Source organism: Saccharopolyspora erythraea NRRL 2338 (genome assembly GCF_000062885.1).
Taxonomy (GTDB): Bacteria; Actinomycetota; Actinomycetes; order Mycobacteriales; family Pseudonocardiaceae; genus Saccharopolyspora_D; species Saccharopolyspora_D erythraea.
Window position 1 is genome coordinate 2,070,636 of sequence record NC_009142.1, and the last position, 21,815, is coordinate 2,092,450.

The following is a 21,815-nucleotide window of genomic DNA, read 5'->3' on the forward strand; positions in this document are numbered from 1 at the left end:
CCTCGCGGAAAGGTTTCGCCGAATCCCCCCGCGTCCGCCCCGGCTGCTGGAGATCGGGGACCGGGGCGGACTGTCGGCCGCGATGTCGGGGAAGGGGGCGACCGACAGTGCGAACGTATCAGGACGAATATTACTGTGTCGCTCACCGAAAGGGTGATCTTCGTTTGCTCCGCCGAATTCCCGGTGCAGACTGGCGCCAACATCGAGATTGGAGATCTTGGGATGTCCGGACCGACGATCCGACGGCGCCAGCTCGGCAGGCAGCTCCGCCAGTTGCGCGATGCGGCGGGCAAGTCCTCGCGGGCCGCCGCGGAATGGCTCGACGTGTCGCAGGCGACCGTGTCCAAAGTGGAGAACGGCAAGCAGGCGCCGAAGATCGCGCACGTTCGGCTGCTCCTGCAGCTCTACGGAGTCGAGTCGCCGCGGTCGGAGGCGATCCTGCGGCTGGCCCGCGAGGCCAACCAGCGCGGGTGGTGGACGGCCTACGGCGACACCGTCCCGGACTGGTTCCGCGACTACGTCGGCCTGGAGACCGACGCGACGGAGCTGTGGACCTACGACGCGGAGCTGATCCACGGCCTGCTCCAGACACCCGACTACATCCGCGCGGTGACCGCCGCCTGCAACGAGGAGTCGGCGGACTTCGACGTCGAGTGCTACATCGACCAGCGCCAGGCCCGGCAGGACCGGCTGACCAGCAGCAATCCACCCCTCTTCTCGGCCGTGGTGAGCGAAGGCGCGCTACGGCGGATGGTCGGCGGCCCCGAGGTGATGCGGGCGCAGATCCAGCACCTGATCGAGCTGAGCAAGCTCCCGCATGTGACCTTCCAGGTGCTGCCGTTCGAGGCGGGCGCGCACCCGGCGATGGTCTCGCCGTTCATCCTGCTCGGTTTCGAGGAGGACCCGGACATGGGTGCGGTCTACCTGGAGAACCACCAGGGCGCGCTCTACCTGGAGCGTCCGGACGATGTCCGGCTCTACGCCAACACCTTCGAGCGGGTCCGGAAAGCGGCTTTGACGCCGAAGAAAACGAAGGACTTTCTCGTTACCCTGGGGCAGTCCATGTGACCCCTAGGGAAAGGAGCGCGGGAGGTGAGCGACTTATCCCGCGCCGAATGGCGCAAGTCCTCCCGTAGTGGAGGAAACGGTGGCGCGTGCGTCGAGGTCGCGGTGACCTCGACGACCGTCGGAGTCCGCGACACCAAGGACCGTGCGGGCGGCACCCTGGTCCTGTCGGCGGACTGCTGGGCCGGTTTCGTCTCTGGAATTCGGGACGGCCGCTTCGACGGGTGAACACCGCTGGGTCTTTTGGGTTGCCCCGCGCAACCCAAAAGACGCCCGGCGACCCTTCGTGCGGTCCAATCCGCATACCGCCACTGCGCCGGACACACCAAGCGTTCGACAACGCAGGCTGGGGGCAGTTTGGGATCGCCACACGGAAACGCGCACGACAGCACGACCGGTCCGCGGGAGGTGCCCCGTCAGCTTCCTCCTGCTTCACGGCATTTCATCAACCGCACGGTCGAGCAGGAGGCGTTGACCACGTTGCTGAACGGCACGGGAAGCGACCACACCGTCCTGGTGTCGACCATCGACGGGCTCGCGGGCGTGGGCAAGTCGACGCTGGTCGTGCAGTGGGCGCACCAGGTCCGGGAGCGGTTCCCCGACGGGGAGCTGTACGTCAACCTCCGGGGTTTCGACCCGGCCGCGGAGCCGATGACCCCGGGGGAGGCGTTGGGCGGTTTCATCACCGCGCTGGGAGTGGCGCCGGAGGCCGTGCCCCTCGCGGAAGACGCCAGAGCCGCGCAGTTCCGCACACTGCTGCACGGCAGGCGGATGCTCGTCGTGCTGGACAACGCCCGCAACGCCGAGCAGGTGCTGCCGCTGCTGCCTGCTTCGCCCGGGTGCCTGGTCGTGGTGACCAGTCGCCAGCGGCTCGACGGGCTCGTGGCCCACCACGGAGCCCAGCGCCTCGCCCTCGAGACCCTCACCCGTGACGAAGGTCGTCGGCTCCTGGCGCGTTACCTCGGTGGTGAACGCCTGGAGCACGAGCCGGAGGCCGTGGAGGCGTTGCTGCACCACTGCGCCGGGCTGCCGCTGGCGCTGACCCTGGTCGCGGTCCAGGCCGACGCCGAACCGGACGTGCCGCTGGAGGACCTCGCGATCGACCTCCGAAGCGAGCGCGACCGGCTGGACGCGCTCGACGCGGGTGGCGAGACCGGCATCCGGGCGGTGTTCTCCTGGTCCTACCGCTCCCTCTCCCCGCAAGCCGCCCGGCTGTTCCGCCTGCTCGGGCTGCCCAACTCGCCGGACATCAGCGCCGGCGCGGCAGCGGCGGTGGCCGGGACGGACCACCGCGGCGTCCGCAGGCTTCTGGCCGAGCTGTGCCGCGCACACCTGCTCACCCGTCGAGCGGGAGACCGCTACGTCTTCCACGACCTGCTCCGCGCCTACGCGCGCGAGCGCGCGCATGCGGACGACTCGGCGCAGGAACGCACTGCCGCGTTCCAACGTCTGCTGGACCACTACCTCTACACGACCTACGCGGCCAACCATCGACTGGAACCGACGCGTCCCCTGCCCGAGCTGGATCACGTCGACGAGTACCTGTGGCGAGACTTCGCCACCTACGAACAGGCCCTGGGCTGGTGGGACGCCGAGCACGCCAATGTCCTGTCCGTCATCCGCCAGGCGGTGGCCCTCCGGCTGCCCCGAGGCCCATGGCTGGCACACGCCGCCACCTTCCCGTTCAAGCTGCGCGGTCTTGTCGAGGAGATGGAGGTGAGCAGTGCCGATGGGGTCGCGGGCGCGCAGGGGAGCGGAGATCGCCCGTTGCAGGCACGGTTGCTCAGCGATCTCAGCACGGCATACCTCTTCCGCGGGGAGTTCGATGCGTCCATCCGCTGTCGGCAGTCCGCTGCCGAGCTGTTCGCCGAGCTTGGCGAACACCAATGGGAAGCTCTGATGCACGCAGTGCTCGGAGAGACGTTCCTCGAGATGGAGCGGTACGCGGACGCGGCGGCCTCCGCGCGAGAGGCATTGCGAATGCAGGGAAGCGCGCATGGCAAGGTCATCGACCCGGGAGGAGCAGATGCGGTCCTCGGACTTGCCTTGGCGCACTTGGGTGAGTTCAGCGAGGCCTTCCCGCCTCTGCACCGCGCTTTCGCCGTAGCCGACCAGTTCGGGCAGGGCTATGCCCTGACGAACCTCGGTTCCGCGCATTTCCTCGCCGGCGACATGGAAAACGCAGTGCGGACCTACCACCAGGCGGTGCAGCACCGTCGCGACATCGGCCACGAGTCGGCGAAGCCGTATGCCTCACCAAGCTCGGCGAAGCCCTGCGAGCCTCGGGTCGCGTGGAGAAGGCACGGGACGCCTGGCAGCAGGCACTCGCCATCCTCGACGGGCTCGGGCATCCGGACGCCGAGAACGTCCGCGAACACCTCGACGCGCTCGACGCCGCGGAATCATGACCAGGCCCGCTCAGGCATGCTGGAAGCGACCCGGCGGCCGGAGCTGCGCGAGCTGCTCACACCCGCGAGCGCGACGATCCGCGAGATGGCCGCCGACCGGCTGGGGGCCGCGGGGGTCACCGACTCCGCCGACCGCGCCCGCGACTTCGTCGCGTTCCTCGACGGCCTGCTCCTCGAGCAGATCACCGGCTCGGGTGGCAGGGAGCTCGACGACGCGGCGCTGCGCGCCACGATCCGCCGGATGCTGACCGCGGTGATGAGCTGAGCGAGTCGGTTGCCACCGGTCAGGGCGCCCGGGCGGCCGGCGAGCCGATGTCAGGTGGCCGGCATCGCCTGTCGGAGCAGGATGGCGGCGCCGTGGGCGCTCGCCGCGGGAACGAACGGCTCGCCGGTGGCGGCTCGCCCGGTCTCGACGCCATGGCTGTGCAGCAGCCGTTCGGCTGCGGCCAGGTCGGTGACCGCGATGGTGTATGCGCACAGGGCCGGAGCGCTGGGCGGTTGCTCGCCGGGCAGGCGGTCCGCGAGTCCGGATGCGGTGGTCAGCGTCAGGCGGCTGGATGCGAAGCCGAAGCCTCGGGAAGGGCCGTCGTGTTCGGGTGCGATGCCCAAACAGCGTTCGTAGCGGTCGGCGGTGGCGTCCAGTTCGTCGTCGCCGACGCAGAGCACGCATTCGGCCAGGCCGACGGCGCCGTTGGGGTGGTCGAGCCCGACCTGGGCGTCGAGGACGTGGGCGGGAGCGTCCTGGGCGGCGCCGACGCGGCCCTCGGCGGGCATGCCGGTCGGCTCGTCGCCGTTGATCTCGAGGTACTTGATCGCTTCGAGCCGGGTGCCGTCGGCGGTGGTTATGGGGCGCTGCGCGGCGTGCGCGCCGCCGTGGCCGACGCCGGCTCGATCGAGGCGGGCGACGGTCTGCTCGGCGTCATCGGTGGTGAAGACGAGGATGTGCGCGCCCTCGTAGCGGTCCAGTCGCGCGGCGAGGCCCGCGACGGTGCGCGTCATCGCCGCCCTGGTCGCGGCGAGCTGGTCGTCCGGGATTTGCAGCGGGATGAGTTCGGCACCCGCGGGCGTGTGTTCCCGCTGTTCAGGGGCGAAGCCGAGAATTTCGATGAAGCTGCGCGGGAAGTCGGCGTGGGTGTTGCCCGCGCCGATCGGCTCGGGCGCCGCGCCCGGGGCCGGCGGCAGAGCCGGATAGGTCGGCGGGCCGACGCGGAAGCCGAGCCGTTGGAAGGTGTCGAGTGCGGTCTTCATGTCGCGGACGACGAGCCCGATGTGGTGGAGGCCGGTGATGTCGCGGATCGCCATGTGCTGGTCCTGTCCGGTCGGGGCGGCGGCTGTCAGTCGGCCGCGGTGCCGTAAGCGGCGCGTCGGAACTCGTCGGCAAGGCGCTGGAGCGCGTCGATGACTTGCGGTGCGGCCACGGAATAGCGTTCGGGGGCGGGCGTTCTGGCCGGTTCGAAGGAGCACCGGACGACGTCGGCGAGCCGATCCGCCCGGTGCTCGACCGTGAAACGGGGATCATCGGGCAGCAGCGGCGCGGCGGCGAAGAAGCCGTAGGCGATCGCCTCCACCTCGTAGTCGACGTCGGCCAGGTCCAGGCCGGGCCGCAGGAGTCGCTGAGCGCGCAATGCGGCGAGGTGGTCACGGGCGGCGATGCGTTTCGACGCTGCCAGCCGGGCTCGCGCCGGATGGGCGGCGAGAACTTCGAGATCGGTGTTGCCCGCGATGAAGATGGCGCCCAGGGCCGGACGTCGCATCGCTTCCAGGAAATGCCGCCGGAGGTAGCGGTGCAGCGCCACCTCGGTGGGGTCGTTCCGCATCGAGCCGATGGCCGCGTCGAGCACCGCGGCGGCCTCGCGGGCGCCGACCGCCACCAGCAGGTGCTCACGACTGGGCCAGTGCAGGTACACCGTGCCCTTGCCCACGCCGGTGCGTTCGGCGACGTCCTCGATGCGGATCCGGCGCGGACCCGCACCGACCAGCAGGGCCGCCGCCGCGTCGAGGAGCGCGTCGGCTCGTTGGTGCAGGTCCGTCCGCTGGCTCCTAGCCACGATCGTCTCTCCGGGCCGCGAAACTCATGACCAGAATTCAACCACAGTCACGAGTTGGAAGGAGGCGGATCTGACAGCCGACTCGCACGGTCGCATCGAGGACCACGTGGTTGCGCCGTCACAGCCGCCGGTCGGCCAGCTCGCGAGCCCTGGGTTCGGTGTGCTGGATGACCAGGCCGGCGACGAGGACCAGCATCATCTCCACGCCCATGAGCAGCGTGGCGAACTCGACGGTGAGGGTGTCGGCCATGCCCGCCGTCGACAGCAGCAGCGCGCCGCCGACGATCGTCGCGAGCACCATGAGCCCGCCGGCGTGCACGAGCTGCACGTGCAGGACGCTCAGCACGACCAGGTAGACCAGCAACGGCACCGCGACCGACAGCGCCGCCCCGGCCGCGCCGAGGTGGGCCTTGTGCGCGTGGCTGTCGATGACCACCTCCAGCCCCGCGCCGACGGCCGCGATCCCGCCGAAGACCAGGTAGTGCCCGTAGCCCCAGGCGATCGCCCTGGTCAGGGAGTCGCGCAGGTGGTCGCTCACCGTGTGCTTGAAGTAGATCCACCACATCGCGAAGATCATCAGCAGGCCGCCGGTGCCGATCTCCAGCAGGCCCGCAGACCAGCCGCCGTCGGCGACGTCCTCCTGGATGCCGGCGGTGACGGCCAGGACCACCTCGCCGAGCACGATGATCGTGAACAGGCCGTAGCGCTCGGCGATGTGCCGCGGGTGCCACGCGGTCTGCATCCTGCGCTCGGCGATCACCGGGACCAGCATCTCGGCGACGGCGAGCACCGCGAAGCCGATCTCGCCCCACGGGTGCGGCAGCCACAACCGCCCGATCCAGGCGACCTGGCACAGCCCGATCCCGACGGCGTAGCGCAGCGTGCAGGGCCGACCCTCGGGGTGTTCGCGGGCCGCGCGCAGCCATTGCGCGACCAGGGCGACGCGCATGACGACGTAGCCGATGGTCGCGATCGTGAAGTCGTAGTCCCGGAACGCGGCGGGCACCCCGGCGGCCAGCACGAGCACCCCGGCCATCTGCACCAGCGTCAGCGCCCGGTACGGCACGTCGTCGGTGTCGTAGGCGGAGGCGAACCAGGTGAAGTTCATCCACGCCCACCAGATCGCGAAGAACACCATGAGGTATCCGAGCAGGGTGCCCGCGGTGTGGCCCTCGGAGACGCCGTGGTGCAACTGCGCCGCGGCCTGGCCCACGGCGGCGACGAAGCACAGGTCGAACAGCAGCTCCAGCGGGGTGGCGGCGCGGTGCTGCGCGCTCGGATCGCGCGCGAGCATCCGCGTGCGCAGCGGCGGGACTTCGGCCACTTCGGCTCACCTACTCCGGCTCGCTCGGCTGACCTGCGGCGACGTCGTCGAATTGTGGCCCGTTGCGGGGCGTCCCGCCGTCCGGTGCGCGCATCCGGGCGTCCGCCTTCGCGCGTAGTCGCCGATGCCGCTGTTGGGGTAACATGAAAATACTTCGGGGTCAGGTGTGGTCGGGGGATGCCGAGGGGTCAGGCGGGGGTGAATGCCTGGCCCCGGTTCGGCATCCCTGAACCCGGGCCTGAGGGGCTGATCACCACCGGCCGCTCCGGCTGCGACGCCGGTATCGCCAGGAACTGCTCTGCAGCCAGATCACGCCGCCCGTCCTGGCGACGACGGCCACTGCCAGCAGGGCGGCGGCGGTCCGCTTCGCGGCGGTGCCGTCGGTGAGCGCGTCCGCGGGCACGGGCGCGAGCCAGCCGTGCGGGTCGTAGGCGATCTCCAGTCGTTCGCCCTTCTTCGCGGCCGCGGAGCCTTCGGTCGTCAGGTCTTCGACCGGCCCGCTGTCGCAACGGAGGCCGTGGTCGTAGTAGTAGGTCGTGGTCGTGCTCCACGAGCCCGGCATGTCCGGGTCGGATGACGGCGTGTAGTGCGATGTCGTCTCCTCGCGTTCGACGACGTCGAGCACGGTGCAGACCGTGCGCAGGCCGCGTTCGTGCAGCGCTGCGTCGTCGATGCCCACCTTGGCAAGGCCCAGCGCGAACATCAGCGCGAGGAGAGCGACGAAGTTCGCCCCCATGGCGTCTTCCGGGTGCAGGGCCAGCGAGGACAGCCAGACGAGCATCGCCAGGATCTGCAACCCGAACCCGGCCGCCCCGCCGGAGCCGTAGGCGTCGAGGTAGGCGCCCCAGGCCATCAGGCCCATCGCCAGCAGCGGCACGCCCGCCGCGACGACCAGTTCGGCGAGCACGCCCTCGTGCCACCGCCGCATCGCGCCTCCCCAGGCCGCAGGTCGTCCAAGCGTTGCGCGTCGCGCAACGCAGCGACAGACGGCGACCGGGCGAACTCGCGCGGCGCCGCCTCGCCCGGTTCGGGCTGTTCCATCGCGTGACCTACGGTGGTGTAGCGCACGCTTACCGGTCAGTAACCCCAGTCCCTGGCATGATCTGGCGGCACCGGGCGAGCGGCGCTCGGACGATGGAGTCGTGAGCGGAAAGGATCGGGTGTCGTGACGAAGATCGAACGCCTCGGTGTGGTCGGTGCCGGTCTGATGGGTTCGGGCATCGCCGAGGTCAGCGCGCTGGCCGGACTCGACGTGATCGTCGTGGAGGTCACCGACGACGCCGCCAGGGCGGGCCGGTCGCGGCTGTGGAAGTCGCTGAACCGCGCGGTGGACAAGGGCAAGATCACCGAGCAGGAGCGCGACGCCGCCCAGTCCCGGCTGCACTTCACCACCACGCTGCACGACCTCGACGACCGCCAGCTGGTGATCGAGGCCATCGCCGAGGACGCCGAGCTCAAGACCAAGCTCTTCGAAGACCTCGACAAGATCGTCGGCGACCCGGACGCGATCCTGGCCTCCAACACCTCCTCGATCCCGATCGCCAAGCTGGCCGCCGCCACCGAGCGCCCCGCCCAGGTGATGGGCATCCACTTCTTCAACCCGGTCCCGGTGCTCAAGCTGGTCGAGCTGGTGCCGTCGCTGCTGACCTCCGAGGAGACCGTCCGGCGCGCGTCGGACTTCGCCACCGAGCAGCTCGGCAAGCAGACCATCCGCGCCACCGACCGCTCCGGTTTCGTGGTCAACGCCCTGCTGGTGCCCTACCTGCTCTCGGCGATCCGGATGCTGGAGGGCGGCCACGCCACCGCCGAGGACATCGACAACGGCATGGTGCTGGGCTGCGCCCACCCGATGGGTCCGCTGGCGCTGTCGGACCTGGTCGGCCTGGACACCCTCAAGGCGATCGCCGACTCCATGCACGAGGAGTACAAGGAACCGCTCTACGCCGCGCCGCCGCTGCTGCAGCGCATGGTCGACGCGGGCCTGAAGGGCAAGAAGTCCGGCAAGGGCTTCTACGACTACAGCTGAGCGACCGCGGTGCCCCGGGCCGACGCCAGGCCCGGGGCACCGCGCTCACAGCTCGCCCCGGCGCTCCACCAGGGTCTCGGCGACCCGGGCGAGCTTGACGTTGAGCTGCTGGGAGGTCCGCCGCAGCAGGTCGAAGGCCTCGGCCGCGGAGATGCCCTGCCGGTGCATCAGGATTCCCTTGGCCTGACCGATCACGTCCCTGCTCTCCAGCGCCCGGCGCAGGTGCGCGGCCTGGAGCTCGGCGGTGCTCACGGCCTTCGTGGCGTCCAGCGCGATCGAGGCGTGCGAGGCCAGGAGCAGGGCGCTGGTGCGGTCGGCGTCGTGCAGGCCGCGGCGGCGTTCGGAGTACAGGTTCAGCGCGCCGATCCGGTCGGCGCCCTCGGTGGGGAACAGCCCGATCGCCAGCACGCTGCGCACACCCGCGTCCGCCGCCGCCGGACCCCACCGCGGCCACTCCGCGTCGGCCGCGAGATCACCGCTGGCCGCGAGGCCCGGACCGTTGTCGCGGCTGGCGTGCACGCACGGCCCCTCGTCGAAGCGGTACTGGAGCTCGTCGAGGTGCGCCGCCGGCTCGCCGGTGTGCACGGGAGTGGTGAACTCGCCGGTGGACGTTCGCAGGGTGACGCTGGCGAGGTCGGCGCCCGGAACCATGACCACGGCGGTGTCGACGATCTTGCGCAGCACCCCGTACACGGTGCCCTCGCTGGAGAGCGACGCCGCGAGCTCGGTGCACTGCGCGACCAGCTCCTCCCAGTCCGGACCCTCGCCATCGCGGCCTCGGCCGGTGGTGCGCGGTTCGGTGAAGTTGGTCATGCTGCTCGCTCCGGTGGTCCGTTCCTCGGGTGGTCGCCGGGCGCAGGTCCGGCCGCCCGCCGGCGGGCGGCGTCCGCTCGGGTCCGCGCCGCGCCGGGCGCAGCACGATCCGCGCTCCGGTCCTATTTTGACCACATGGACCGAGGAGTGACTCGGGGCAATACGGGTGAGCAACACGAAACCGGTCCGACGCGGAGCGCGACCAGACCGGACTCGATGAGCGACTAGGACGGACGCGATGCGAAGCGCAGGATCTCCTCGGCGACGCGGTGCGGCCGGTCCTCCATGAGGAAGTGGCCCGCCCCGGGCACCGTGACCAGCTCGGCGTGCGGGATGTCGCTCGCGAGGCGTTCGCCGTAGGCGACGGGCTGCCAGCGGTCGTCCTCGCCCCAGAGGATGCGCACCGGCATCGGCAGCTCTCCCAGCAGCGGTGCGACCCGTTCGGTCGGCGCCGAGTCGTAATGGCGCACCTGGTGCTCGAAGAACGAAACCCGCCCGACCGGACCGCGGTGCGGCGCGAGGTAGGTCTCCAGCACCTCGTCGGCCATTTCGCCGGTGACGGTCATGCGCAACTGCCTGGTCAGCATTTCCTCGAAGTCCCGCGGCGGCATGGCGGCGTAGTCGTCGAGGTGGTCGCGGATGATGTGCTGCCAGGTTCGCGAGGGCCACGAGTCGTAGCTGACCGGGTCGACGAGCACCAGCCCGTCGACCCGGTCCGGCCGTGCGGTGGCGAAGATCTGCCCGATCGCGCCGCCGATGTCGTGCGCGACCAGCACGCACCGGCCGATCCCCAGCGTCGTCAGCAGCTCGCCGAGCAGCCGGGCCTGCGCGGTGACCGAGGTGTCCCGGTCCACCGGACGTTCCGACGCGCCGAAACCCAGCAGGTCGTAGGCGAGCACGGAGTGGCCGCCGGCTTCCAGCTCCGGGATCACGTGGCGCCAGATGGCCGAGTGCGACGGCGTTCCGTGCAGCAGCACCAGGGGCAGGCCGTCTCCGCCGCGACAGCGGTAGGCGATCCGGACCCCGTCGACGATCACGTTGCGGTCCAACGGGGTCATGCCGCCTCGGTGTCGATGCGGGACACCCGCACCCGGTCGGCCGTCATGAGCGTGAGAAGGCCGGGTGTCGCTCATGCCGTCTCGGCCCCCGGGATGACGACCAGCTTGCCGAAGAAGTCCTTGCCGACGAAGTCCTTCTGGGCGCGGTTCAGCTCGCGCAACGGGTAGGTGCCCGCCAGAAGCGGCTTCAGCTCACCTGCCGCGACGTGGCCCAGCAGTTGCTCGAAGTCCTCGTGGGTGCCGAACGACGAGCCGATGAGCTGCACCTGGTTCAGGTAGACGGTGCGCAGGTCGGTCTCCACCAGCGGACCCGCGATCGCCCCGGCCACGACGTAGCGGCCCAGCGGTCCCAGCACCCGCAGCAGCGCGCTGAAGTGCGGTCCGGCCACGACGTCGGCCACGACGTCGACCGGCCCGTGCGCGCTGATCTCGCCGGCGAGATCGTCCGACGCGCGGTCCACGGTCGTCTCCGCGCCGAGGTCCAGGGCGCGCTGCCGCTTGGCGGCGCTGGTGACCGCCACGACGTGCGCGCCGCGCAGGGCGGCGAGCTGGATCAGCGCCGAGCCGACGCCGCCCGACGCCCCGGTCACCACAACTCTCTCGCCGTCGCGGACGGCCGCGCGGTTGAGCATGCGCATCGCCGTGGTGTAGGCGGTGGGGAAGGTGGCCAGCTCGGCGTCGGTGAGGGAGCTGCGCACCGGGTGCGCGTTCCCGGCGGGCACGGTGACGTACTCGGCGAAGCCGCCGTCGCGTTCGCTGCCGAGGTACTCGGTGGTCACCAGCTCGCGTTCGCCGCCGGTGTAGAGCATGGGGTCGACGACGACCCGCTCGCCGATCCGCGAGTCCGGCACGCCTTCGCCGACCTCGTCGACGTGTCCGACGACGTCGGCGCCCTGGATGCGGGGGAAGCTCAGCGGCTCGCGCCGCCATCCCGCGCTCGACCCGGGGTCCTCCGCGGAGCCGTAGGCGCCTTCGCGGGTCCAGATGTCGGTGTTGTTGATGGCCGTCGCGGCGACCCTGACCCGCACCTCGCCGGGACCGGCGTGCGGGTCGGGCACGTCCTCGCGGTACTCCAGCTTCTCCGGGCCGCCGAAACCGGTGAGCCGCACTGCACGCATCGCTGCCTCCTTCAGGTATACCGACCGGTGTGGTTACTTCAGTCGAGCACTCGCCGGTCGCCATGTCAACCCACCGGTCGGTATAGTCGAATGCGTGCAGGACTCGTTGGCGAAGCTGACCCCGGCCGGCCGCCGGGTGCTCGACGTGGCGGCCGAGCTGTTCTACCGGCAGGGCATCCACGCCGTCGGCGTCGAGGCCATCGCGGCGAAGGCGGGGGTGACCAAGAAGACGCTCTACGCGTGCTTCGGCTCCAAGGACAACCTCGTCACCGCCTACCTGACCGAGCGCGACCAGCGCTGGCGGGAGTGGCTGACCGGGTGGGTCGAGCGGCACGCGGACTCGGCTGAGGAGAAGGTGCTCGGTGCCTACGACGCGCTGGCCGCCTGGATGCGGGAGGACTTCCGGGGCTGCGCCTTCGTCAACGCCCTCGCGGAGCTGCCCTCGCCCGACCACCCGGCGCACGAGGTGATCGTGGGGCAGAAGCGGTGGATGCGCGACTACTTCGCCGAACTGGCCGCCAAGGCAGGTGCCGCGGACCCCGATGGCTTCGCCAAGAGCGCGTTGCTGCTCTACGAAGGGGTCACGGTGGCGGAGTCGGCAGGCATCGGCGGCACGACGGACCAGGCGAAGAAGGTGGCCGCCGCGCTGCTGCGCGCGGCGGTCTGAAGCCGGATCGCCGAAAGAGACCGCCGCCTCGCGCGTGTGCACAGGACGGCGGCCTGGCGCGACTGCGGTCCGGGCTGTCAGCGCACCGCGGCCGGTTCCGGCGCCGGCTCCGCGGCGCCCGTCCGCGCCGGACGGCGGTCGAGCGCGCCCGAGAACAGGGCGACGCCCAGCGCGGCGGCCGCCATCAGGGCGCCGACCCAGTTCGGCGCGGTGTAGCCGAGCCCGGCCTCGATGACGAGCCCGCCCAGCCAGGCCGCCAGCGCGTTGCCGAGGTTGAACGCGGCGATGTTGACCGCCGAGGCCAGCGTCGGAGCGCCTTCGGCCTTGTCCATCACGCGCTTCTGCAGCGCGGGCACGGTGGCGAACCCGGCGGCGCCGACCAGCGCGAGCGTGATCGCGGCGCTCACCTTGCCCGCCGCGGTGAAGGTGAACAGCCCGAGGACGACGGCCAGCGCCGCGAGGATTCCGTACAGCGACGGCATCAGCGCCCGGTCGGCCAGGCGCCCGCCGACCAGGTTGCCCGAGAACAGCCCGACCCCGAACAGCACCAGCAGCCAGGTGACCGCCGCCGGGGTGTAGCCGGCGACCTCGGTCATCATCGGTGCGACGTAGGTGAACGCGGCGAACACGCCGCCGAAGCCGAGCACGGTCATCGCCACGGCCAGCCACACCTGGACGCTGCGCAGCGACGCCAGCTCCCGGCTGACGCCGGCGGCAGCCGGGCGCGGTTGCCGCGGCACCAGGGCGGCGACGCCGGCGAAGCCGATGACACCGAGCGCCGAGACGACCACGAACGTCGAGCGCCAGCCGTAGGACTGGCCGAGCCAGGTGCCCATCGGCACGCCGAGCACGTTGGCGGCGGTGAGCCCGGTGAACATGATCGCGATGGCGCCGGCCCGCTTGTGCGGGGCGACCAGGTCGGCGGCCACCACCGCACCGATGCCGAAGAACGCGCCGTGCGCGAACGAGGCGACGACCCGGCCGGTGAGCAGCAGCCCGTAGCTGGTCGCCAGCGCCGAGAGCAGGTTGCCCGCGATGAACAGCACCATCAGCCCGAGCAGCATCCGCTTGCGGGGGACGCGGGTGCCCAGTGCGGTCAGCAGGGGTGCGCCGACCACGACCCCGAGCGCGTAGCCGGAGATCAGGTATCCGGCGGTGGGGATGGACACCGCGAAGTCGGCGGCGACCTCGGGCAGCAGCCCCATGATCACGAATTCGGTCGTTCCGATGCCGAAGGCGCTGATCGTCAGCGCCCAGAGCGCGAGGGGCATCGAGCTACTCCTTGCTTGGCGTGCGTCTGTTAGCGGCGTCGACAATAATTGCACACGCATCATGTTGCAAACGCGGCTTAGCTGCGGGGCTGGGGTAGGCTGGGAGTCGATCCGTCAGCACTTCGGGAGGTTCGACGATGTCCCTGTCCGATGACGCGGCAGAAGCCCGCGCCCAGGGCTGGCGCGCCCTGGCCGCTCTGCACGCCCGGATCGAGACCCGGATCGAGCGCTCGCTCCAGCACGAGCACGACCTCAGCGTGAGCGAGTTCACCGTGCTCGACGTGCTGTCCCGGCAGGACGGCTGGCACATGCGCATGCAGCAGCTCGCCAACGCCGTCGTGCTCAGCCAGAGCGCGACGACCAGGCTGGTGACCAGGCTGGAGAAGCTCGGACTGCTGCGCCGCTACCTCTGCGAGGACGACCGCAGGGGGATCTACACCGAGGTCAGCGAGTCCGGCCAGAAGCTGCTGGCCGCCGCCCGGCCCACGCACGACACCGCGCTGCGCGAGGCGATGGACGAGGCCGGCGAGGTGCCCGAGCTGGCTCCGCTGGTCCGCGCGCTGGAAACCCTGGAACCCACGGCGGTCTGAGGGCCGTCCCCACACTCATCTCGCGTACCGGAACCTGACTGCCTGGTTTTGAACTCGCCTTGCGCAGCGGTTCCGGTCGCGGAACCTCGGGCTTCTTCTCGCGTATCACCCGTCGCCGCCCGTCGCGGACCGCGTCGGCCTGACCCGGCTCAGTCCCGCTTCGCCGCGTCGGCCGGGATGGTGGCCCGCAGGGTTTCGACGGCGTGGTCGCGGTGCTCGGTCAGCAGGACGACCAGCTCGGCGGCGTCGTGCCGCTTGGCCGCGTCGACGATCGCGGCGTGCTCCTCGTGCACCCGCGCCCGGTTGGCGTCGGAGTTGTAGTACACCGCCCGGTACGCGTCGGTGGCGTCCCACAGCGTCCGCACCACCCGCAGCAGCCGCGGCATCCGCGCCGGTTCCAGGAGTGCGAAGTGGAAGCGCCGGTTCGCCGCGATCATGCCCACCAGGTCGCCGTCGCGCGACGCGGACTCGACCTCGCGCTGCGCCTCGGTGATGACCGCGAGGTCGGACTCGTCGAACCGCCCCGCGGCCACCGTCGCCGCCTCCGACTCCAGCAGCTCCCGCATCCGGTAGACCTCGAGCAGGTCGTCGAGCGAGAGCTCGGCGACGGAGTAGCCCCGGTGCGGCTGGTAGACGACCTGGCCCTCGGCCTCCAGCGTCTTGAGGGCTTCCCGCAACGGCACCCGGCTCACCCCGAGGTGCTGGGCGATCGCGTCCTGGCGGATCGGCTGCCCCGGTGCGAGCTCGCCGGCCACGATCGACTTCCGGAGCTCGTCGAGCACGAACTCCTGGGTGGTGGGTGGGCGTCGCATCGCACTCCAGTGCCTCGGCGTGGGTATGTCGATCCTATGGGTGAGCGAGGGCGGTTCGCGTTCTTCGAACGGTTGACCCGCCGTCTGGCAACTGTATATTGGATCCAACTTTCCCCCGGATGCAAGCCGACGGCGTCGGCGCGGAGAAGAGGTGGGTCCGAGCATGGAGCGTGCCCTGCCGATGGACGGCGTGGTCGTCGCGGACTTCAGCCGGGTGCTCGCCGGACCGTATGCGACCATGCTGATGGCCGACCTCGGCGCCACGGTCATCAAGGTGGAGCGGCCCGGCACCGGCGACGACACCCGGAGCTGGGGTCCACCGTGGACAGAGCACGCCTCGTCCTACTTCGAGTCGGTCAACCGCGGCAAGCGCAGCATCACCCTCGACCTCGCCGACCCCTCCGACCAGGAGACCGCCCGCGAGCTGGTCCGCCGCAGCGACGTGCTGGTGGAGAACTTCCGCCCCGGGTCGCTCGCCCGCTACGGGCTGGACTTCGACAGCGCCGCCGAGCTGAACCCGCGGCTGGTCTACGCCTCGATCTCCGGCTTCGGCAGCGGCGCCGGTGCCGACCTGCCCGGCTACGACTTCGTGGTGCAGGCGCTCGGCGGGCTGATGAGCATCACCGGCAGCCCGGAGGGACCGCCCACCAAGGTCGGCGTCGCACTGGTCGACGTGCTCACCGGCAAGGACGCCGCGCTGGGGATCATGGCCGCGCTGCGCCAGCGGGAGGCCACCGGACGCGGCCAGCACGTCGAGGTCAACCTGCTGTCGAGCCTGCTGGCGTCCCTGGTCAACCAGATGAGCGGGATGCTGGCCACCGGAGCGCCGCCTGGGCGGATGGGCAACCAGCACCCGAGCATCGCGCCTTACGAGACGCTGCGCTGCGAGGACGCCTACCTGGCGGTGGCCATCGGCAACGACGGGCAGTTCCGCAGGCTCGCCGACGCGCTCGGCCTGGTCGGGCTGGCCGAGGACGAGCGCTTCGCCACCAACGCGCAGCGGGTCGCCAACCGGCCCGCGCTGGTCGAGCTGCTGGAGAACGTGCTCGGCGCCCGCCCCGCCGCGGACTGGCAGGAGCGGCTGCAGCGCGCGGGCATCGCCTGCGGTCAGGTCAACGACCTCTCCCGCGCGGTGCACTACGCCGAGTCGCTCGGGCTGAACCCGCTGGTCGATCCGGGCCAGGGTGCGACGGCGCAGGTGCGCATGCCCATCGACTTCTCCGACTCCGCCGGCGTCAAGCCGCTCGCCCCGCCCCGCCTCGGCGAGCACGGCGAGCAGATCCGGGCCTGGCTGGCCGATCCCGCCGCCGGTCCACCGCCGGCCTGACGGCTGCCCGGCCACCGGACCGGCCGAGCCGCACAACCGTTCCTCCAGGAAGGAATCCCGCCATGAGCAGCAGCGGTGCCCGCCCCGCTTTCGATCCCCGCGACCCGCTCGGCATCGACGACGAGCTCACCACCGAGCAGCTCGCCATCCGCGACAGCGTCCGCGCGCTGTGCCGCGACCACGTGCTGCCGCACGTCGGCGAGTGGTTCGAGCGCGGCGAGTTCCCGCAGGCCAGGGAGCTGGCCAGGGAGCTCGGCAAGCTCGGCGTGCTCGGCATGCACCTGGAGGGCTACGGCTGCGCCGGGATGTCCGCCGTGGACTACGGCCTGGCCTGCGAGGAGCTGGAGGCGTGCGACTCCGGCCTGCGCTCGCTGGTGTCGGTGCAGGGGTCGCTGGCCATGTTCGCGATCTGGCGCTGGGGCTCGGAGGAGCAGAAGCAGCAGTGGCTGCCCCGGATGGCGGCGGGCGAGGCGATCGGCTGCTTCGGCCTGACCGAGCCCGACCACGGCTCCGACCCGGCGTCGATGCGCACCTCGGCCCGACGGGACGGCTCGGACTGGGTGCTAAACGGCCGCAAGATGTGGATCACCAACGGCACCATCGCCGACGTCGCGGTGGTCTGGGCGCGGACCGAGGACGGCGTGCGCGGTTTCGTCGTGCCGACCGACACCGCGGGCTTCTCGGCGCCGGAGATCAAGCAGAAGCTTTCGCTGCGCGCGTCGGTCACCAGCGAGCTGGTCCTCGACGACGTGCGGCTGCCCGCCGAGGCGCAACTGCCCGGGGCCGAGGGTCTGCGCGGGCCGCTGAGCTGCCTCAACGAGGCCCGCTACGGCATCGTGTGGGGCGCCACCGGCGCCGGGCGGGCGTGCCTGGAGGCGGCGCTGGACTACGCGGGCAGCCGCGAGCAGTTCGGCCGCCCGATCGCCGGTTTCCAGCTCACCCAGGGCAAGCTCGCCGACATGGCGGTGCGGGTGCAGAACGGCCGGTTGCTCGCGATGCACCTGGGCAAGCGCAAGGACGCCGGCACGCTGCTCCCGCAGCAGGTCAGCTTCGGCAAGCTGGACAACGTGCGCGGGGCGCTGGAGGTGGCGCGGACCGCGCGCACGATCCTCGGGGCCAACGGCATCTCGCTGGAGTACCCGGTGATCCGGCACATGACCAACCTGGAGTCGGTGCTGACCTACGAGGGCACCAGCGAGATGCACGCGCTGAGCATCGGCCAGGCGCTGACCGGGCTGTCCGCCTTCCGGGGCTGAGAAACGGGTGGTTCGAACAGAAAACGAACCGCGCTGACATTTGGGCGGGAACGAGTGGATCTCATTTCTCTCGTTCCCGCTTAAGTGTTGTTCTTGGAGAAGATTGCGCCAAGATTCGATCTCGTTTGGATAACGACAACCATTCTGATCGGCGATTCTCCGTGGTGCCGAGAAAAATCTCGATGGCGGAAGAGTATTGCGACTGCGCAGGCGGTTGTGCCTCCGCCCGGCAGAGTGTCAATTCCTCCCGATCAGGTAAGCGGTCTTCATGTTTCCCGGTTGTTCCGGTTCCGCCAGGGAGCCGAGCACCCCCACATGAGGGAGAGCTTCATGAAACGAGTTCGAGCTGCTTGGCGCCGACGTCGGACCGGCGCGGTGCTGGTCACCGCGGTCGGGGTGGCGCTGGCCACCGCGGTCGCGACTCCGGCCCAGGCAGACCGCGGTGTCCCCGCGGCCGGTGCCGAAACGATCATTCCCAACAGTTATCTGGTGGTGCTCGCCGACACTCCGGACACCCAGTCGGGGGTGGAGGCCATCGCCGAGAACCTGCTGGCCAAGTACCCCGGCGAACTGACCCGCACTTTCGACACCGCGTTGCGCGGCTTCTCGGTCTCCATGCAGGAGCCCAACGCCACGCGGCTGGCGCAGGACCCGGCGGTGGCCTTCGTCGAGCCCAACAAGCAGGTGCGGGCCATCGAGACCCAGCAGAACCCGCCTTCGTGGGGTCTGGACCGCATCGACCAGCGGAACCTGCCGCTGAACAACGCCTACACCTACGGGCCGAACGCGTCCAACGTGTCGGCCTACGTCATCGACACCGGGGTGCGCATCAGCCACCGGACCTTCGGCGGCCGCGCCAAGCACGGCTTCGACTCGGTCGACAACGACAACGACGCCAGCGACTGCAACGGCCACGGCACCCACGTCGCGGGCACCATCGGCGGTGCCGAGTACGGCGTGGCCAAGGCGGTCAACATCGTGGCCGTGCGGGTGCTGGACTGCCGCGGCAGCGGCACCACCGACGGCGTGATCGCAGGCATCGACTGGGTCACCAAGAACGCCAAGAAGCCCGCGGTGGCCAACATGAGCCTCGGCGGCGGCGCCAGCAACGCGCTGGACCAGGCGGTGCGCAACTCGGTCGGCTCCGGCGTCACCTACGCCGTCGCGGCGGGCAACGGCGACTCCTCCGGCAACCCGATCGACGCCTGCGGCTACTCGCCGGCGCGGACCCCCGAGGCCATCACCGTCGGTGCCACCGACAACGGGGACAACCGGGCGAAGTTCTCCAACTACGGCAAGTGCCTCGACCTGTTCGCGCCCGGCGTGAACATCACCTCGTCGTGGCACACCAACGACACCGCCTCCAACACCATCAGCGGCACGTCGATGGCGACGCCGCACGTGGCGGGTGCCGCGGCGCTGTACCTGTCGGCGAACCCGTCGGCGGCGCCGTCCGCGGTCGCGAGCGGCCTCACCGGTGCGGCGACCAGCGACGTGGTCAAGGACCCGCGCCCCGGCTCGCCGAACAAGCTGCTCTACACCGGCAGCTGACGGCGGTACCGCGACCAGCCCCTCCCGGCGGCCGCCGGGAGGGGTTCACCACACCGTGAACCCGCCGTCGGCGACGAGGTTGCTGCCGGTGACGAAGCTGCTGGCCTCCGAGGCCAGGAACACCGCGATCGGCCCGAGCTCGCGCGGTTCGGCGACCCGGCCCATCGGGGTCTGCGCGACCCACGTGCGGAACCAGTCCGGCTGGGACGTCTCGACCTGCCTGAGCAGCTCGGTGCCGGTGTAGCCGGGGGAGATCGAGTTGACCCGCACGCCGCGCCCCGCCCATTCCCCCGCCAGCGACTTGGTGAGCATGATGACCCCGGCCTTGGACGTGTTGTAGGACGCCTGCGGCTGCGGGTGGTTGGAGATCAGCCCCGACATCGACGCGATGTTGATGATCGAGCCCGAGCCCTGCGCGAGCATCGCCCTGCCTGCCTCGCGGCAGCACCAGAAGACCGCGTCGAGGTTGAGCCCGAGCACCGCGCGCCACGACTCGTCCGGCATCGACTCCGCGGGCTCGTTGCGGACCATCCCTGCGTTGTGCACGGAGACGTCGATGCGCCCGTGATCGGCCACGATCCGCGCGACACCGTCGGCGACCGCGCCGGAGTCGGTGACGTCCAGTGGCAGGAACTCGCCTTCCAGCTCGGCGGCGGCCTTCTCGCCGGTCTCCTGGTTGATCTCGCCGATCACGAGCCGGGCGCCCGCCGACCGAAGCGCTCTGGCGATCTCCAGGCCGATGCCCTGGCCGCCGCCGGTGACCAGCGCGACCTTGTCCCGCAACGAGAAGACCTCGGTTCCCATCGAATGCCAACCTCCCGCGAGCGCCGCCCGGTGCCGAACCCGATCAACGTAGCGGTGGCGGCAGCACCCGGTGCACCCAGTCGCTGGCGCGTTCATACGCATGGGCGAGTCGCAGCAGGTCCAGCTCGCCGTGGTTCGGGCCGATCAGCTGCACGCCCATCGGCAGGTCGGCGGCGCCGAAACCGGCGGGCAGGTTGATCACCGGGTGGCCGGACAACGTCCACGGCGCCACGGTCTCCATCCACCGGTGGTAGGTGTCCATGGTCCGGCCGCCGACCTCGCTGGGCCAGCGCAGCGCGGCGTCGAACGGGAAGATCTGCGCGGTCGGCGCGACCAGGAAGTCGTAGTCGTCGAAGAGCGCCGCGACGTGCGCGTGCCACTCGTCGCGGCCGGTGAGCGCCGCGGCGATCTCGCGCACCCCCATCCGCAAGTAGCCCTCCACCTCGAAGACCGCCTCCGGTTTGAGCGACGCGCGGGTGCTTTCGTCGGCGTGCAGCTCGTGCAGCGTCTGGCCGGTCATCCAGTGCCGCCACAGCAGGAACGTCTCCCAGGCCTGCTCGACGGGCAGCTCGCGCTCCACCGGCTCGACGACGCAGCCGATCTCCTCGAATGTGCCCAGCGCCGAGGCGCACACCGCCAGCACGCCGGGTTCGGTCGGCAGGTAGCCGCCGAAGTCGCCGAGCCAGCCGATCCGCAGGCCGTCGACGCGGTGCTCCAGCGGTTCGGCGAACACCGCGGGGTCCTGCTCGACGCCCAGCGGGGCGCGCGGATCGGGTCCGGCCATAGTGGACAGCAGCATCGCCAGGTCGCGCACGGTGCGGGCCATCGGGCCGGCCACGGAGGGTTCGCTGAGGAAGCCGGGTTTCGGGACGCGGCCGAAGCTCGGGCGCAGCCCGAGCACGTGGCAGAACGCGGCGGGATTGCGCAACGACCCCATGAAGTCGCTGCCGTCGGCGACCGGCAGCATCCGCAGCGACAGGGCCGCCGCGGCACCGCCGCTGCTGCCGCCCGCGGACCGGGACGGGTCGAACGGGTTGACCGTGGTGCCGAAGACGCGGTTGAAGGTGTGCGAACCCAGGCCGAACTCGGGCACGTTGGTCTTGCCGATCACGATGGCACCCGCATCGCGCATCCGGCGCACGGCGATCTCGTCGTCGTCGGCGGTCTGCCCGGCCAGGATCGGAGAACCCTTGCTGGTGGGGAATCCCTCGGCGTCGGCGAGGTCCTTCACCGCGATCGGGAAGCCGTGCATCCAGCCCTTGTACTCGCCGCGCGCCAGCTCCTCGTCGCGCTTCGCGGCCTGCTCGAGCAGCTTCTCGTCGTCGGCGCGCGACACGATCGCGTTCACCAGCGGGTTGAAGCGGTCGATGTGGTCCAGGTAGGTCCGCATCACCTCGGCACAGGAGACCTCGCGGCGGCGGATCAGCCAGGACAGCTCGACGGCGTCCAGCAACACCAGGTCCGAGATGCGGGAGGAGGGCAGGCCTGCCCCGGGTGCGATGCCCACGTCGGCACACATTGGACCGGCCGGTCACCCGCGTCAACCGGCATTCGGGGAGTCCGTGCGGTCGCTGTTCGTGATCGGTCCCGCGCCTCGGCGGCATCGGGAGGCGTTGGTCACGTTGCCGTTGTCCGCCGCCGACGGGGCGCGCAGGCTGGACTTTCCTGGTAGGACCA

At 70.9% G+C, this 21,815-nt stretch carries 20 protein-coding genes; 9 read left to right on the plus strand and 11 right to left on the minus strand.

From position 1 onward, the window contains the following. Positions 1 to 222 precede the first annotated feature (222 nt). From SACE_RS09280 to SACE_RS09290, 3 genes are all read left to right on the plus strand, one after another. Complete coding sequence (locus SACE_RS09280; protein ID WP_011873495.1) at positions 223 to 1,068, plus strand: Scr1 family TA system antitoxin-like transcriptional regulator; 846 nt, start codon at positions 223 to 225, stop codon at positions 1,066 to 1,068. 24 nt (positions 1,069 to 1,092) lie between these two features. Then, entirely contained in the window at positions 1,093 to 1,293 is a 201-nt protein-coding gene (locus SACE_RS09285; protein WP_011873496.1) for a DUF397 domain-containing protein, read from the plus strand. 243 nt (positions 1,294 to 1,536) lie between these two features. After that, positions 1,537 to 3,738, plus strand: a complete 2,202-nt coding sequence (locus SACE_RS09290) for an ATP-binding protein (RefSeq protein ID WP_009942625.1) — start codon at positions 1,537 to 1,539, stop codon at positions 3,736 to 3,738. A gap of 50 nt (positions 3,739 to 3,788) precedes the next feature. Here the strand turns inward: SACE_RS09290 and SACE_RS09295 are convergent, their stop codons facing one another. From SACE_RS09295 to SACE_RS09310, 4 genes are all read right to left on the minus strand, one after another. Beyond that, positions 3,789 to 4,775 (minus strand): VOC family protein, encoded by a 987-nt coding sequence (locus SACE_RS09295; RefSeq protein WP_009942624.1) that lies wholly within the window; start codon positions 4,773 to 4,775, stop codon positions 3,789 to 3,791. Positions 4,776 to 4,807: 32 nt separating this feature from the next. Next, a complete protein-coding gene (locus SACE_RS09300; protein WP_009942623.1) occupies positions 4,808 to 5,521 on the minus strand; it encodes a TetR/AcrR family transcriptional regulator in 714 nt (237 codons plus the stop codon). Positions 5,522 to 5,639: 118 nt separating this feature from the next. Then, positions 5,640 to 6,845, minus strand: coding sequence for a low temperature requirement protein A (locus SACE_RS09305; protein ID WP_009942621.1), 1,206 nt, complete (start codon positions 6,843 to 6,845; stop codon positions 5,640 to 5,642). Positions 6,846 to 7,095: 250 nt separating this feature from the next. Further along, positions 7,096 to 7,773 (minus strand): hypothetical protein, encoded by a 678-nt coding sequence (locus SACE_RS09310; protein WP_009942620.1) that lies wholly within the window; start codon positions 7,771 to 7,773, stop codon positions 7,096 to 7,098. Between the two features lie 237 nt (positions 7,774 to 8,010). Here SACE_RS09310 and SACE_RS09315 point away from each other — a divergent pair, with 237 nt between their 5' ends. Then, on the plus strand, positions 8,011 to 8,871 hold the full coding sequence (locus SACE_RS09315; protein ID WP_009942619.1) for a 3-hydroxybutyryl-CoA dehydrogenase: 861 nt from the start codon (positions 8,011 to 8,013) through the stop codon (positions 8,869 to 8,871). Between the two features lie 45 nt (positions 8,872 to 8,916). Here SACE_RS09315 and SACE_RS09320 read toward each other — a convergent pair whose 3' ends face one another. The 3 genes from SACE_RS09320 to SACE_RS09330 form a co-directional block, all read right to left on the minus strand. Continuing rightward, on the minus strand, positions 8,917 to 9,684 hold the full coding sequence (locus SACE_RS09320) for a GAF and ANTAR domain-containing protein (protein WP_009942617.1): 768 nt from the start codon (positions 9,682 to 9,684) through the stop codon (positions 8,917 to 8,919). A gap of 224 nt (positions 9,685 to 9,908) precedes the next feature. Then, a complete protein-coding gene (locus tag SACE_RS09325) occupies positions 9,909 to 10,742 on the minus strand; it encodes an alpha/beta fold hydrolase (protein WP_021341279.1) in 834 nt (277 codons plus the stop codon). Positions 10,743 to 10,813: 71 nt separating this feature from the next. Continuing rightward, a complete protein-coding gene (locus tag SACE_RS09330; RefSeq protein ID WP_011873499.1) occupies positions 10,814 to 11,860 on the minus strand; it encodes an alcohol dehydrogenase family protein in 1,047 nt (348 codons plus the stop codon). A gap of 94 nt (positions 11,861 to 11,954) precedes the next feature. On the opposite strand from SACE_RS09330, the gene SACE_RS09335 reads away from it, so the two are divergent. Further along, positions 11,955 to 12,527 carry a TetR/AcrR family transcriptional regulator gene (locus SACE_RS09335; RefSeq protein WP_009942615.1) on the plus strand — a complete coding sequence of 191 codons (573 nt, stop codon included), beginning with the start codon at positions 11,955 to 11,957 and terminating at the stop codon, positions 12,525 to 12,527. A gap of 77 nt (positions 12,528 to 12,604) precedes the next feature. Here SACE_RS09335 and SACE_RS09340 read toward each other — a convergent pair whose 3' ends face one another. Further along, positions 12,605 to 13,798 carry an MFS transporter gene (locus SACE_RS09340; RefSeq protein ID WP_011873500.1) on the minus strand — a complete coding sequence of 398 codons (1,194 nt, stop codon included), beginning with the start codon at positions 13,796 to 13,798 and terminating at the stop codon, positions 12,605 to 12,607. Positions 13,799 to 13,935: 137 nt separating this feature from the next. Between SACE_RS09340 and SACE_RS09345 the strand changes: the two genes are divergently transcribed. Then, positions 13,936 to 14,388 (plus strand): MarR family winged helix-turn-helix transcriptional regulator, encoded by a 453-nt coding sequence (locus tag SACE_RS09345; protein WP_009942612.1) that lies wholly within the window; start codon positions 13,936 to 13,938, stop codon positions 14,386 to 14,388. Between the two features lie 149 nt (positions 14,389 to 14,537). Here SACE_RS09345 and SACE_RS09350 read toward each other — a convergent pair whose 3' ends face one another. Beyond that, entirely contained in the window at positions 14,538 to 15,200 is a 663-nt protein-coding gene (locus SACE_RS09350) for a GntR family transcriptional regulator (RefSeq protein WP_009942611.1), read from the minus strand. A 163-nt stretch (positions 15,201 to 15,363) separates the two neighbouring features. Here SACE_RS09350 and SACE_RS09355 point away from each other — a divergent pair, with 163 nt between their 5' ends. The 3 genes from SACE_RS09355 (at position 15,364) to SACE_RS09365 (ending at position 19,334) form a co-directional block, all read left to right on the plus strand. Further along, the gene (locus SACE_RS09355; RefSeq protein ID WP_009942609.1) at positions 15,364 to 16,527 is read left to right on the plus strand and encodes a CaiB/BaiF CoA transferase family protein; all 1,164 of its coding nucleotides are present in this window, start codon (positions 15,364 to 15,366) and stop codon (positions 16,525 to 16,527) included. 62 nt (positions 16,528 to 16,589) lie between these two features. After that, positions 16,590 to 17,783 carry an acyl-CoA dehydrogenase family protein gene (locus SACE_RS09360; protein ID WP_009942608.1) on the plus strand — a complete coding sequence of 398 codons (1,194 nt, stop codon included), beginning with the start codon at positions 16,590 to 16,592 and terminating at the stop codon, positions 17,781 to 17,783. A gap of 330 nt (positions 17,784 to 18,113) precedes the next feature. Continuing rightward, entirely contained in the window at positions 18,114 to 19,334 is a 1,221-nt protein-coding gene (locus tag SACE_RS09365; RefSeq protein WP_011873501.1) for a S8 family peptidase, read from the plus strand. A gap of 45 nt (positions 19,335 to 19,379) precedes the next feature. Here the strand turns inward: SACE_RS09365 and SACE_RS09370 are convergent, their stop codons facing one another. Together SACE_RS09370 and SACE_RS09375 are read right to left on the minus strand one after the other, a co-directional pair. Continuing rightward, entirely contained in the window at positions 19,380 to 20,138 is a 759-nt protein-coding gene (locus tag SACE_RS09370; RefSeq protein ID WP_009942605.1) for an SDR family NAD(P)-dependent oxidoreductase, read from the minus strand. Positions 20,139 to 20,181: 43 nt separating this feature from the next. Then, positions 20,182 to 21,645 carry an amidase gene (locus SACE_RS09375; protein WP_009942604.1) on the minus strand — a complete coding sequence of 488 codons (1,464 nt, stop codon included), beginning with the start codon at positions 21,643 to 21,645 and terminating at the stop codon, positions 20,182 to 20,184. Positions 21,646 to 21,815 lie beyond the last annotated feature (170 nt).